This is a genomic window from Rhodococcus sp. KBW08, from assembly GCF_003852455.1.
In the GTDB taxonomy this organism is placed as follows: domain Bacteria; phylum Actinomycetota; class Actinomycetes; order Mycobacteriales; family Mycobacteriaceae; genus Rhodococcus_F; species Rhodococcus_F baikonurensis.
On sequence record NZ_QAJJ01000018.1, the window covers coordinates 585,164 to 597,701 of the forward strand.

Below are 12,538 nucleotides of genomic sequence, written 5' to 3' on the forward strand. Positions count from 1 at the left end.
TTCGGTCGGATGCGGCAGCCTGGCGGGGCGGGATCGGTCGTCATGGACGGTTTCTATCCGCAGGTGTTGCCGGACGGTGCGGACAGCGTGATCAGTTCCGGAGTGGGTGCGCCGCAGCATCCACCCTCGGCTTTTCCTGTGCCGGTTTCTGCTGTGTCAGGTTCGTCGAAAACGCCTGCGCCGCCGCAGACCCCGGTCTCCGGAAGGATCAACTCGACGCGGGCCGCGGCTTCGTGATCGCCGGCGAGTTCGGCTGCGATGCTGCGAACCTGCTCGTAGCCGGTCATCGCCAGGAAGGTGGGTGCCCGGCCGTAGCTTTTCATTCCTGCCGAGTACACGCCCTGCTCCGGATGGCGAAGCTCCTTCGCACCGTGCGGATACACGGTGCCGCACGAATGGACGTTCGGGTCGATCAGCGGAGCAAGCTCGACCGGCGCCTGTAAGACCGGGTCGAGGGCGAGTCGTATTTCCGAAAGCCAGGACAGATCGGGGCGGAATCCGGTCAGTGTGACGACGTTGTCCACGTCCTGGATGTGCTCACCGGCGTCGGAGGTAAGTCTGAGTCGCCCCGACGGGATTGTTGACACAGCGGCTGTACGGAAGCCGGTGACCACCCGAAGAAATCCCGCATCGACGGCCTTCTTCGCGCGCAACCCCAGGGCGCCGCGTGCGGGGAGTTGATCAGCGTCGCCGCCGCCGAATGCCGAGCCGACGTTTCCTCGGCGGACTGCCCAGGTGATACGGGTGCTCGGATCCTTCTCTGCAAGCCCCGACAGCGCAACGATCGCGGTCAGCGCAGAGTGGCCGCTTCCGGCGACGACAGTGTGCGTGCCGGTGAACTGTGCGCGCACCGTCGGATCGTCGAGATCAGGAACTCGGTACCTGATCGCGGACCCAGCAGCGACTTCGCCCAATGCTGGCAGACCTTCACCGCCGAGCGGGTTGGGAGTGCCCCAGGTGCCGGATGCGTCGACAACGGCCTGGGCCAAGACGCGATCCTCGGTTCCGTCATGGCGGCGGAGGTGAATCGAGAGGGGTTCGGTGTCGCGACCGGCGTCGACGACCAGGTCACGCCCGCGCCGCGCTATGCCGCTCACTTCGGTGTCGAACTGGACCAGGTCGCCGAGTGCAGCGGCGAGTGGTTCGAGATAGTGCTCGCGCCATTGCCGGCCGGTCGGGTACGTCTCACCGTCGGGGGAGTCCCATCCATTCTGGTCGAGGAGTCGGCGTGCGGCTGGGGAGACGAGTTCGGACCAACGTGAGAACAGTCGAACGTGATTCCACTCGGAGATCGCGGTACCGGCTGCGCCTCCGCGCTCGAAGACGAGCGGGGTGAGTCCACGTTCGCGCAATTCGGCTGCGGCTGCCAGGCCGATCGGGCCTGCTCCGATCACGACCACGGGTAGGGGGTTCATGTCGTACCTTTCATCGACGATTATCGATCTATTCGGACTGTATCGACAATCATCAATGTAGGCAACCATCGACGGCTGTCGATATAGTGAAGCGATGACATCGCTGCAGACGCCAACGGTGCGCGTCGGAGATTCGGGCCCGGAACAGGTGGGTACTTCCGTCCTCGCGCAGGGCGACGCCGATACCTACGCACAGTGGTTCGCCTGCCTGGCGGAGCCGATGCGGGTCCGATTGCTTCACCGGGTGGCGAGCGCGGTCGGTGGTATTACCGTCGGAGCGCTCGCCGAGGCATTGGGGATCGGGCAGCCTACGGTGTCGCACCACCTGCGCAAGCTCGCCGACGTGGGTTTCGTGAACCTGCGTAGGGAAGGGACCAGCACGGTCGTCGCGGTGAATCCGACGTGCTGTGTTGCGCTGCCGCAGGCGGCGGATGTGGTGATGGGGGTGCTCGGACCGCGTCCATGCTGCCCGAGTGATCTGCCTGACGACGTCGCTGTCCGGGCGATGGCCGACGACGACTGGGATTCGGTTCTTCGGATTTACGGCGAGGGTATCGATACTCGAAATGCCACCTTCGCCACGGAGGTCCCCGTGCGCGAGTACCTCCAAGATCGGTGGCTGCTGCATCATCGATGGGTGGCGACTATCGAGGGCACTGTAGTCGGCTGGGCGGCGCTGAGTTCAGTCTCCGAGCGTGACTGCTATCGCGGGGTTGCGGAGAATTCCGTGTATGTTGCGGACGGCATGCGTGGTCGGGTCGTCGGAAAAGCGCTGTTGCGCAAGCAAGTCATGGCCGCCGACGCTGATGGTTTCTGGACTTTGCAGACGTCGATCTTTCCGGAGAATCGTGCCTCCATCTCACTGCATCATTCGGCTGGATTCAGAACTATCGGTCTCCGGGAAAAGATTGCCCAACTCGACGGTGTCTGGCGTGACACTGTTCTCCTCGAACGACGTGCGGTGGCCGCCCCCGTTTGACGGGCCGGGGTCCGTAATCGCGGATCACTTGATTGCGCCTTGATTCGAAGTCTGTCAATATCGAAGAATGTCGAATCAAGGCGCCCTGGAGTACGAAGCGTGCTGCACCCCACTCGTGCGTGAACCGTTGACCGAGGATTGGGCCGGCGACCTGTCTCGGATGTTCAAAGCGCTCGGTGACCCGGTCCGCCTCCGTCTGCTCAGTTTGGTGGCGAGTCACGAGGGTGGTGAAGCCTGCGTCTGCGACATCTCCGACTCGTTCGACCTGTCCCAACCGACTATCTCGCATCACCTCAAGGTGTTGCGCCAGGCCGGGCTACTCGACTGTGAACGACGCGGGACCTGGGTGTACTACTGGGTGATTCCGGCTGCGCTGCAGCAGCTTTCCGCGGTACTCCTGGTTGAAGGTACGAGCGTGAGTGCTGCAGGCTCTTGCGCTGAGGTCACGGCATGAGCAAGGCTGCCGGCGTCGACCACCCTGCAGTGGTCGGCAAACTCTCCACCCTCGACCGCTATCTACCGGTGTGGATCGGCGTCGCCATGGTTGCAGGACTGCTGCTGGGGCGGTGGATACCCGGCGTCAACACGGTCATCGAGAAGGTGCAGATCGACGGGATCTCGTTGCCAATCGCCCTCGGCTTGCTGATCATGATGTACCCGGTATTGGCGAAAGTTCGCTACGACCGACTCGACACGGTCACCGGCGACAAGAAACTACTCGCGGGCTCCCTGGTCCTGAATTGGGTTCTCGGGCCCGCATTGATGTTCGCCCTCGCCTGGCTGATGCTGCCGGATCTCCCCGAATACCGCACCGGGCTGATCATCGTCGGCCTCGCTCGCTGCATCGCGATGGTCATCATCTGGAACGACCTGGCCTGCGGTGACCGTGAAGCCGCCGCCGTTCTGGTCGCGATCAACTCGGTATTCCAAGTTTTCATGTTTGCCGTTCTCGGCTGGTTCTACCTGTCCGTCCTACCCGGTTGGCTCGGCCTCGAACAAACCACGATCGACACGTCACCCTGGCAGATCGCCAAATCTGTTCTGATCTTCCTCGGAATCCCGCTGGTTGCCGGTTTCCTGTCCCGCTACTTCGGCGAAAGGGCAAGGGGGCGTGACTGGTACGACAACAGGTTCATCCCGGCGATCAGTCCGTGGGCCCTTTACGGTCTTCTGTTCACGATTGTCGTCCTCTTCGCCTTGCAGGGTGAACAGATCACCTCGCGACCATGGGACGTCGTCCGGATCGCGCTGCCGTTGCTCGCGTACTTCGCACTCATGTGGGGCGGAGGCTACATCCTCGGCGCCGCAATCGGATTGGGTTACGAACGCACCACGACCCTCGCGTTCACCGCCGCGGGCAACAACTTCGAACTTGCGATCGCCGTTGCCATCGCCACCTATGGCGCCACTTCGGGACAGGCGCTTGCCGGTGTCGTCGGCCCGCTGATCGAGGTGCCGGTGCTCGTCGGTCTGGTGTACGTCTCCCTTGCTCTACGCAAACGCTTTGCCGTCGAAGAGGTTTCACCTGGTCGAGAAAGCGCGAGGTCATGAGTACACCATCCGTGTTGTTCGTGTGCGTCCACAACGCCGGCCGATCGCAGATGGCAGCCGGGTTTCTGAGCCATCTCGCGGGTGATGCTATCGAGGTCCGTTCCGCCGGATCCGCACCCGCCGAGGCCGTCAATTCGGCAGCGGTCGAGGCGATGGCAGAGCGCGGTATCGACATCTCAGCTCAGTCTCCGAAGATCCTCACAGCGGACGCCGTCCAGGACTCGGATGTCGTCATCACCATGGGCTGCGGCGACACGTGCCCGATCTTTCCCGGTAAGAGCTACCGAGACTGGGTTCTCGATGATCCGGCCGGACAGGGCCTCGACGCGGTTCGCCCGATCCGCGACGAAATCGAGCGTCGCGTTCAAGCCCTGATCGCCGAACTCACGACGCCTGCGTAGTCTCACTGATCGATCGGGGTCGACCGGATCATCCGTCGGCGGGCTCGATGTGTTCGGCACCGAGGACCGAGAGCCGGTATTCCTGTGCATCCTGCTCGGTTTCGAAATCTTTCTCTTCGAGGAGGTTCCGATCGGCGTCGAGGTATCGGTAGGTAGTCATCCCTCCACCGTGCCATTGATGTCCGGTTCCTGCTCGGATACGGGTTCGATCTCGTCGACGATCGTTTGTACGAGTCTCCCGTACTGCTTGATCAAATCCTTCGACGACAACGAATCCTCGCCAAGAAGGTCCAGCGTTCGCATACCTGTGGCAAGCCCGAGCACGAGTGAGACGACCAGCTGGCTACGAACCAAATCCGGCGAGGTGTCGCCGATGCGTCGCGCGATCCCGTGAACGTATCGTTCCTTGATCTCAGCCCTGGCTGCGCCGGGATCCGGGGCTTCGTGAACATGTACGGCGAGCATTGCCCACGGATCGGTTTCGTCGGCTTCCCTACGGGCAACGAGTCTCTCGACCAGCCAGTAGCCGAAGCCACCTGAGGAGTCGCCGTTCGGCTCCTCGTCCATCGGAGGTGCGGACGGGATCGCCGCCGAATACAACCGAGCTTTGCTGCCGTAGATCTTCATGACCAGCGCGGGGGAGTATCCGGCGGCTGCCGCAACATCTTTGATCTTCGTCGAGGCATACCCGCGTTCCGCGAACAAGGATGTCGCGGCCGTGAGGATGCTCTCTTCAGCGGTGCTCATGGCAGGCCTGCTCATACGGTTGTCAGCGGCTCTGCATCGAGGGGAACGTCGAAGTCGACGACGGTGGACTGCGCGATGACCGCGATCTGCCTCGCGAGTGTGCCGTGTCCGCTCGCGGTCAACGCGGTGAGGATGTATCGACCGGATGTGGGGAGAGCGATTCCGTAGTATCCGGCTCCGTCGGTGACGGTGGATGCGACGAACTCGCCGGTCGGTTTGGTGAGTGTGACGACAGTTCCCGAAGTTGTCTGCCCACCCACACCGACCTTGCCGGAGATGGTAAGGCGCTCACCGAGTTCGACGGTGTGCGTCGATTGCGCGTTGTCGAAACCGACCACCTGTGAGATCGGGGACCAGCCGTCGGCGCTCGTCACCACCAAGTACCGTCCGGGCTGCGGAAGAGCGAGGGAGAAATTGCCCTCGTTGTCGGCGCGGCTCCAGTCGATCGGACGCCCGTCCATGTCCATCACGGTGACCACGGCCTGCCTGATGGGGCGACTGTCCGCTCGGACGACGCGACCGGCAACCACTATTTCCGTATCGCTCACGGCGGCGTCGGGAAGCTCGAAACCTTCCGGTGTGACCGGGCGAAGTGCCGTTTCCGGTTTTGCGCCGCGGCGAGGAATGAAGGCAGCAGCACCGGCAGCGGCAACCGCGGCCAGGGCGGCGAGCCAGAAGATGTTCTTGAAGGCGTCGATCGACGGAAGGCCCTCGCCGGGTCCGGACGGAATAACCATCGAGGTGAGCATGGCGGCGACCACCGCGCTGGAGATCGAGGTACCGACCGAGCGAAGGAGCGAGTTGAGGCCGTTTGCCGACGCGGTTTCCGTGATCGGGACCGAGCGCATGATCAGCATCGGCATCGCGGAGTACGCGATTGCAGTTCCGATGCTGACCACCGCTGCGCTGATGATGATCAGTGCGATCGATCCGGTCAGGAACACGCGCGCGATGTAGGCGAGCGCGAGCACCGTGCCGCCGACGATCAGGGTGGTTTTCGCGCCGAATCGTTTGGTTATGTTCGCGGACACGGGAGCGAAGAAGACCATCGCGAGTCCTGCCGGAATCATGCACAGCCCAGCCGCCATCACGCCCAGTTCGAAGCCGTAGCCGGAGATTTTCGGCATCTGAAGTTGTTGTGTTGTCGAAAGGTTGTTCGCGTACATCGAGAAGCCCACGAGGATCGACGCGACGTTGGTCAGCAGTACTGGCCGCTTGGCTGACGTGCGCAAGTCGACCATCGGCTGGGTGACCCGAAGTTCGTACGGGAACCACAGTGCGAGTGTCACGATCCCGATGACGAACATCAGCAATGTCGGTTCACTGGTCCATCCCCAGCGGGCGCCCTTGGAGATGGCCAGGAGGAGTGCGGCGAGTGAAACCGAGAGCATGACTGCGCCGAGGAAGTCGAACTTGCCGCGGGTGCGAACACTTGATTCCGGGACAACGACGGCCACTGCGACGATCAGTAGGACGCCCACGATCGCCGAGAGCCAGAAGATGGCGGGCCAGCCGAGGTGTTCGAAGATCAACCCCGACAGCGGGAGTCCGAGTGCGGCACCGACTCCGAGAGTGGCGCTCATCAACGCGGTTGCCGACGCCACCTTCTCCTTGGGGAGTTCGTCGCGCATGATGCTGATTCCGACCGGAATCATCGAGATGGCGAAGCCTTGAAGTCCGCGCCCGATGAGGAGGGAAACGAAGTTGCCGCCGATCGCTGCGATCAGTGATCCGACCACGATCGTGGTCATCGAGATCAGCATCATGCGTCGTTTTCCGAACATGTCCGCCAGGCGGGTGACGATCGGGGTGGCGACGGCACTGGTCAGCAGGGTGACGGTGACCAGCCAGGAAGCGTCGTCCGCGCTGACGCCGAGGATCTTCGGAAACTCGGGCAGCAACGGAATGACCATGGTTTGTTGCAGTGCGACCACGGTGCCGGACAGACAGAGGATTGCGGTGATGAGCCGACTCGAACGGCGAGGGGTCGGAGACGAGTGCAATGCCAAGAGACGGTCCTTCACGAGGCGTGGGGTGAACGGTAGTTCACCCCTGAGTGAATCACTGTTCACCCCTGATTGTCACATCGGTAGATTGTGTCTTCGGTCACGACTTCGGTGATGTCACTGGTTTCCCCGCCGGTATCGCGGGAACAACGACAGTGGTGTTCTGTGCCTGCGCTTGGCGGGCAGCGAGGAGGAGTGATGCGTGCCGAAGTAGGTGACCGCCTTCATGTTCAGGGGCGAGTGGTCGGTCAGTCCGAGGTGACGGCCGAGGTCCTCGAAGTTCACGGTGAGGATGGGGGACCGCCCTATCTGGTCAGGTAGGACAACGGACACGAGGCACTCGTGTTTCCCGGCAGTGACGGTTGGATCGACCACCCTGGAAAAGGCTCCTGATCTGCACTCTTCTTTCCCTGCACGGCTGTTGCATCGAATGCGGCTAAAGTGTGCGCAATGGAGGGTAAACGCCAGTATCACTCCCGTGTGCGTGAGGCTTCCGCGCAACGAACCAAGGAACTCATTCGTGATGCGGCGACGACTCTGTTCGTGCGCGACGGGTATGTCAGCGCCACCGTCAAACAGATTGCCGACGCCGCCGGTGTGGCCAATCGGACCGTGTTCACGGCGTTCCCCGGCGGAAAGCTCGAGATCTTCGAAGCGGCACTTGCTGCAGCGCTCGACGCCGAGCCCTTTCCTCTCGGTGCGCCGAGTTCGGCCTCGGACCCCGATGACGTTCGGCGGATCGTCTCGCAGATCGTCGCACAGGGCATCGGCATGCTCGAGCGTGCCGGTGCTCTCATGATGGTCACCGTGGAATCGTCAGGTGCCGATTCCGACATGCGACGTCTGTCCGAGGAGTCGGCCGAGCAATCGGCAGCCAATGCGATGTCGATAGCGGAGGGTCTGTCGGAACACGGTTTGCTGAGGCCGGAGATCTCGCTCGAGAAGGCCGCGGGAATACTTGCCGCCTTCGTCTCGCCACAGCTCCATCAACAACTGCGTCGAGTCAGTGGTTGGGATCTCGACGCATACCGCTCGTGGCTGGAGTTCAACATTCGACAGAATCTAATGTACTAATTGGTCTGTTTTGGTTAGCATGGCGAGGGTTTTTTATTCTCGGGAGGAATCGCCAGCGTGCCCTATGCCTTGTTCGGCCTCATCACGATGCTGCTCTGGATCTTTTGCATCGTCGACGCCATCACGAGAGATGACGCCTATATCCAGTACCTGCCCAAGGTCGTCTGGATTCTGATCATCATCTTCCTTCCCACTCTCGGTTCGGTGCTCTGGCTCGTGGTGGGTCGCGGGCAGAATGCACCTCGTGGGTACGTCGGCCCCACCGGCTACGGCGAATACGAGCGTCCGGGACGCGCGGTCGCGCAGGATCCGGCGGCGGACGAAGCCTTCCTTCGTCAGTGCCGTGAGCGGGCGGAGGAGCAGCGCCGAATCGCCAAGCAGCAGCGCCGCGACGGAGACGCTGATCGAATGTGAGTTATCGATACGTCATGAGCTGGTCCAGAACGAGTCGAAGTGGCGGCCAGGACGTTCGGCCACGACGGGTTACCGCGTAGGACGTGAGGATGACGGGCGGATCGATGAGTGGTTCGACCCGCACGCCTTCGCGAGTTTTACGTTCGAGCGGCATCAGTCCGACGCCGTAGCCGCTGAGGACCAAGAGTTCGACCAAGTCGAGACTGTCGATCTGGTGAGTGATCCGTGGGGTGAATCCAGCCAGCGACGCGAGGGTTCGCACGGCGCGCTCGTCGGCGGTGTTTCGTGAGTTCACGATCCATGGGGTGTTTGCGAAGGCTCGGAGATCGATCCTGGAATTCGTTCCCTCGTCGGGCGTTCGGGCGTTGTCGGGAACGCACAGTCCCCACGGCGTCGACCAGAGCGGAACTGCTTCGAGAAGTGGACTCGGCGACGCGGGGGCGAGGTTGTAGTCGTACGTCAGTGCGAGGTCGAGGTCGTCGCGTTCGAGGAGTGCGAAGGCCTCGACTGGTTCGTATTCGCAGATCACCACGTCCACCAGCGGATGACTGTGTTGCAGGCTTCGGGCGACAGGGAGCATGGCGGTTCTGATGGCAGTTGCGAATCCGCCGACTCGCAGCGTTCCCACCGGTTCCGCGTCCGGATCGAGGTCCAGTCGAGCGGCGTCGAGCGCCGCCAGGATAGTGACCGCATGATCCGCGAGTCGTTGCCCGGCGGGGGTGAGGCGAACGCGTCGGCCGTCCGGCTCGATCAACGCTGTTCCGGTTTCGGTGGTCAAAGCAGCGAGCTGTTGGGACACTGTCGACGTCGTGAGGTTGTGCGCTTCGGCGACGGCGCGCATCGAACCCAAACGCGAGAGTTCGAGAAGAAGGTGAAGTCGACGGGTTTCCATTCGTCGATCATTCACTAATCGTGAACATAATGTGGGTTGAAATCGCGTGGACGCGAACGGTTGGTGTCCCGTTCAATGCAGATATGGATACGAGAGCGCGAGCCGGCGTCGGTCTGGCTGTTCTGGCGATGTTGTGCGTACAGCTCGGCCTCGCCGTCTCGGTGAGTCTGATCGATCAGCTCGGCGCGGACGGAGCGGCGTGGGTGCGCCTTGCCTGGGCGGGCATCATTCTCTTGATTATCGTCAGGCCCCGGCCGTCCGCGTTCACCCGCAAGGCGTTTCTGGCCTGCGTGGTCCTGGGTGTGGTGACCGCCGGGATGACGCTCCTGTTCATGGCGGCCGTGGAGCGTCTGCCGCTGGGCACGGCAAGCGCCTTGGAATTCTTAGGTCCGCTGACAGTTGCTCTGCTGCGAGGGCGCAGCCGTGTTCTGTGGCCGGTTCTGGCCGGTGTCGGCGTAGTCCTTCTGACCGAACCGTGGGCGGGGACGGTCGATCTGGTGGGAGTGGGGTACGCGCTCGGCGCAGCGCTCTGCTGGGCGATGTACATACTGCTCACCCAGCGTGTCGGCGACGAGGTTGCCGGTATCAACGGGCTGGCGGTGTCGATGGCCGTAGCTGGTTTGGCCGCAACAATTGCCGTGGGGCATTCGGCCATCGGGCGGCTGACCCCGCACCTGATCCTCGTGGGCCTCGGGCTCGCGATTCTGCTGCCCGTCGTGCCCTTCGTCTTGGAGATGGTCTCGCTGCGGCGGCTGTCGACGGCAGCGTTCGGCACGCTGATGAGTCTCGAACCCGCGTTCGCTCAGCTCATCGGTTTGATTGTGTTGCACCAGGTCCCGAGCCTTCTGGCCGTGGCAGGTATCGCGTGCGTCGTCGTCGCCGGTATCGGCGCGGCCCGAGGTGGCGCGAGAGATCGTGCTCAGGGGCCGGCCGCGCCACCCTCCGATTCCGAGCGAACGTACCTTTCGGCGCCTTCATGAGACCGAGAGTGTCGTTCGCTCAGTGCACGGCTGCCGCAGCGATTGCTCCGTCGAACACGTCGGCGACCTCGCCGAGCGAATCGAGAATCGGCTGACCTGATCGTTCGACGCGAGCCCGCACCAGCGAACCCTCGAGTGCGGACACTGCAAGGACGGCAAGTCGTTCCGCTCGCGTACGTGCGACCCCGGATTCGACCAGTGAGTCGCGCAGTAGCGAAGTCCACTGTCGGTAGACCGCCTGTCCGGCGGCTGTCACGCTCTCCGAATCGGGGGCAAGTTCCAACAACACCGTCGTGATCGGCGAGCCTTCGTGGAAGTCCGAATCGCTGACCCATCCGGTGAGCAACCGCGCGTACTCGCGCAGCAGCGATCCGGCGTCTGATTGGCTCTCGGCGAGTTCGGTCAGAGTGTCGGTGACCAACTGCCCGCCGACGCGGACGACCTCTTCGCCGATCTGCTCCTTGCCGCCGGGAAAGTAGTGGTAGAGCGAACCTTTCGGCGCCCCGCTCGACTTGAGGATCTCGTTGAGGCCTGTTGCCGCATATCCCTGGCGGCGAAACAGATCGGCCGCAGCTCGTACAAGTGCCTCGCGGTGTTTCGGGGGAGTCGCCACGCGTTGGAGCTTAAACACCCCAGCGAACCATCACAATCTATGTAGACTGGTCTACATGGAGAATGCGGAGATACTCGAACAATTGCGCGCGGTCAACGCGTCGGCGGCCTTCAATCGGTGGGCGGGCTTCGAGGTCACGGAAGCAGAACCGGGTCGCGTGCGCCTGCGGCTCGAATGGCGTGAGGATCTCGGCCAGTACTCCGGACACCTGCACGCTGCGCTCGTGGCGGGGCTCGTGGACACCGCATGTGGGTTTGCCGCCTTCACACAGGTGGGCGTAGTGGCCGCATCCAACTGTGCGGTCAACTTCGTGAGCCCAGGAGTCGGAACCGCATTCGTCGCCACGGCACGCTCGGTCAAGGCCGGGCGTAAGCAGGTGTTCGTCACTGCCGAGGTACATGCCGAACGCGAAGGCGAATCCGTGCTCGTCGCGTTCGGCACCACTCTGTTGGTTCCACTCGGCGCTCAATCTCAGGGAACCCCAGGCAAAGTCAGGGAATGAGGATGAACTTCCCGGCGGGATGAGAACTCTGCAACTCGGTGTGAGCGAGCGCGACGTCCGTCAGTGGAAAGGTCTTGGCGATCTTCACGGTGAGATGTCCGGAACCGGCTTGTTCGACCAGTTCGGATCGTGCCTTCAAACGTGCTTCGGCACTTGCCGGATTGCCTCCGCCGACAGACGCGAAGCCGTCGGTCTGGGCGCGTCCGAACGCGACGATGGTGACGATACGGCTCTTGTCGGTGACCAACGCCAGAGATGTATCGACGGCTTCGTCAGTTCCGGCGGTGTCGAAAGCGGCGTCGACACCGTTCGGTGCTAGTTCACGAACGCGGGCTTCGAGGCCGTTGCCGTAGACCACCGGGGTAGCGCCGAGTGAACGCACGTACTCCTGATTGGAGGCTCCCGCAGTGCCGATCACGGTGGCCCCGCGAGCTACTGCCAGCTGGACGGCAATCGCGCCGACGCCGCCGGACGCGCCGTGGATGAGAACGGTATCGTCGGAGCCGACTCTAATCGTGTCGAGGGCGTCGACTGCAGTTCCGCCGACGAGAAGGAGTCCGGCCGCCTGCTCCCAGCCGATGCCGGCGGGCTTCGCGGTCACCGAGGAGGCCGGAACGACAACCTGTTCGGAATAGAGACCGTTGCCCGGGCTGACGATCACCTCGTCGCCGACTGCCACGTCCGCGACAGCGTCACCGACGGCAGAGACGACGCCCGCCGCCTCGCCGCCGAGGCGGATCGGAAGTTTCTCGGGATCGGTGCCGAAAGCACCGCTGTAGAGCTTGAAGTCGAAGGGATTCACCCCGATCGCCTTCACGTCGACCAGGACTTCGCCTGATTTCGGTGCCGGTAAATCGATGTCCACCAGCTCCAGGACCTCGGGCGTGCCGTACGTCTGCGCTACAACAGTTTTGGTCATGTCTCGCGCAACCGTCCTCGGGGAAGCGATATTCCCCGAGGACGG

Annotated in this window: 15 protein-coding genes and 1 pseudogene; 9 read left to right on the forward strand and 7 right to left on the reverse strand. The window is 62.9% G+C overall.

Annotation, left to right across the window (positions count from 1 at the left end):
- Nucleotides 1–53: 53 nt before the first annotated feature.
- Nucleotides 54–1,415, reverse strand: coding sequence for an NAD(P)-binding domain-containing protein (locus DBV08_RS26545; protein ID WP_124569373.1), 1,362 nt, complete (start codon nt 1,413–1,415; stop codon nt 54–56).
- A 94-nt stretch (nt 1,416–1,509) separates the two neighbouring features.
- Between DBV08_RS26545 and DBV08_RS26550 the strand changes: the two genes are divergently transcribed.
- From DBV08_RS26550 to DBV08_RS26565, 4 genes are all read left to right on the forward strand, one after another.
- Nucleotides 1,510–2,394 carry a metalloregulator ArsR/SmtB family transcription factor gene (locus DBV08_RS26550; RefSeq protein WP_124569374.1) on the forward strand — a complete coding sequence of 295 codons (885 nt, stop codon included), beginning with the start codon at nt 1,510–1,512 and terminating at the stop codon, nt 2,392–2,394.
- Nucleotides 2,395–2,461: 67 nt separating this feature from the next.
- Nucleotides 2,462–2,848, forward strand: a complete 387-nt coding sequence (locus DBV08_RS26555) for a helix-turn-helix transcriptional regulator (RefSeq protein WP_095969907.1) — start codon at nt 2,462–2,464, stop codon at nt 2,846–2,848.
- Complete coding sequence (arsB, locus tag DBV08_RS26560; protein ID WP_124569375.1) at nt 2,845–3,945, forward strand: ACR3 family arsenite efflux transporter; 1,101 nt, start codon at nt 2,845–2,847, stop codon at nt 3,943–3,945. Before DBV08_RS26555 ends, arsB begins: the two co-directional genes overlap by 4 nt.
- Nucleotides 3,942–4,346, forward strand: a complete 405-nt coding sequence (locus DBV08_RS26565) for an arsenate reductase ArsC (RefSeq protein ID WP_124569376.1) — start codon at nt 3,942–3,944, stop codon at nt 4,344–4,346. Before arsB ends, DBV08_RS26565 begins: the two co-directional genes overlap by 4 nt.
- 28 nt (nt 4,347–4,374) lie before the next feature.
- Here the strand turns inward: DBV08_RS26565 and DBV08_RS33030 are convergent, their stop codons facing one another.
- From DBV08_RS33030 to DBV08_RS26575, 3 genes are read right to left on the reverse strand one after another with little or no spacing between them, the layout of a single operon-like run.
- The gene (locus tag DBV08_RS33030) at nt 4,375–4,506 is read right to left on the reverse strand and encodes a hypothetical protein (protein ID WP_260395768.1); all 132 of its coding nucleotides are present in this window, start codon (nt 4,504–4,506) and stop codon (nt 4,375–4,377) included.
- Nucleotides 4,503–5,093, reverse strand: a complete 591-nt coding sequence (locus DBV08_RS26570; protein ID WP_095970006.1) for a TetR/AcrR family transcriptional regulator — start codon at nt 5,091–5,093, stop codon at nt 4,503–4,505. Before DBV08_RS26570 ends, DBV08_RS33030 begins: the two co-directional genes overlap by 4 nt.
- An 11-nt stretch (nt 5,094–5,104) precedes the next feature.
- Nucleotides 5,105–7,117 (reverse strand): MFS transporter, encoded by a 2,013-nt coding sequence (locus tag DBV08_RS26575; RefSeq protein WP_124569377.1) that lies wholly within the window; start codon nt 7,115–7,117, stop codon nt 5,105–5,107.
- A gap of 180 nt (nt 7,118–7,297) precedes the next feature.
- On the opposite strand from DBV08_RS26575, the pseudogene DBV08_RS33035 reads away from it, so the two are divergent.
- From DBV08_RS33035 to DBV08_RS26590, 3 genes and pseudogenes are all read left to right on the forward strand, one after another.
- Nucleotides 7,298–7,417: pseudogene (locus DBV08_RS33035) on the forward strand (DUF1918 domain-containing protein); the annotation flags it as partial.
- A 132-nt stretch (nt 7,418–7,549) separates the two neighbouring features.
- Nucleotides 7,550–8,173, forward strand: coding sequence for a TetR/AcrR family transcriptional regulator (locus DBV08_RS26585; RefSeq protein ID WP_095969912.1), 624 nt, complete (start codon nt 7,550–7,552; stop codon nt 8,171–8,173).
- Between the two features lie 57 nt (nt 8,174–8,230).
- The gene (locus DBV08_RS26590; protein ID WP_003941757.1) at nt 8,231–8,587 is read left to right on the forward strand and encodes a PLD nuclease N-terminal domain-containing protein; all 357 of its coding nucleotides are present in this window, start codon (nt 8,231–8,233) and stop codon (nt 8,585–8,587) included.
- Nucleotide 8,588: 1 nt separating this feature from the next.
- On the opposite strand, the gene DBV08_RS26595 is transcribed toward DBV08_RS26590, so the two are convergent.
- Nucleotides 8,589–9,479 carry a LysR family transcriptional regulator gene (locus tag DBV08_RS26595; RefSeq protein ID WP_124569378.1) on the reverse strand — a complete coding sequence of 297 codons (891 nt, stop codon included), beginning with the start codon at nt 9,477–9,479 and terminating at the stop codon, nt 8,589–8,591.
- Between the two features lie 83 nt (nt 9,480–9,562).
- On the opposite strand from DBV08_RS26595, the gene DBV08_RS26600 reads away from it, so the two are divergent.
- Nucleotides 9,563–10,459, forward strand: coding sequence for a DMT family transporter (locus DBV08_RS26600; RefSeq protein WP_124569379.1), 897 nt, complete (start codon nt 9,563–9,565; stop codon nt 10,457–10,459).
- Nucleotides 10,460–10,478: 19 nt separating this feature from the next.
- Here DBV08_RS26600 and DBV08_RS26605 read toward each other — a convergent pair whose 3' ends face one another.
- The gene (locus DBV08_RS26605; protein ID WP_124569380.1) at nt 10,479–11,072 is read right to left on the reverse strand and encodes a TetR/AcrR family transcriptional regulator; all 594 of its coding nucleotides are present in this window, start codon (nt 11,070–11,072) and stop codon (nt 10,479–10,481) included.
- Between the two features lie 55 nt (nt 11,073–11,127).
- Between DBV08_RS26605 and DBV08_RS26610 the strand changes: the two genes are divergently transcribed.
- The gene (locus tag DBV08_RS26610; protein WP_234036647.1) at nt 11,128–11,574 is read left to right on the forward strand and encodes a PaaI family thioesterase; all 447 of its coding nucleotides are present in this window, start codon (nt 11,128–11,130) and stop codon (nt 11,572–11,574) included.
- Here the strand turns inward: DBV08_RS26610 and DBV08_RS26615 are convergent.
- The gene (locus DBV08_RS26615) at nt 11,564–12,493 is read right to left on the reverse strand and encodes an NADP-dependent oxidoreductase (protein WP_124569381.1); all 930 of its coding nucleotides are present in this window, start codon (nt 12,491–12,493) and stop codon (nt 11,564–11,566) included. The genes DBV08_RS26610 and DBV08_RS26615 overlap by 11 nt on opposite strands.
- Nucleotides 12,494–12,538: the final 45 nt, after the last annotated feature.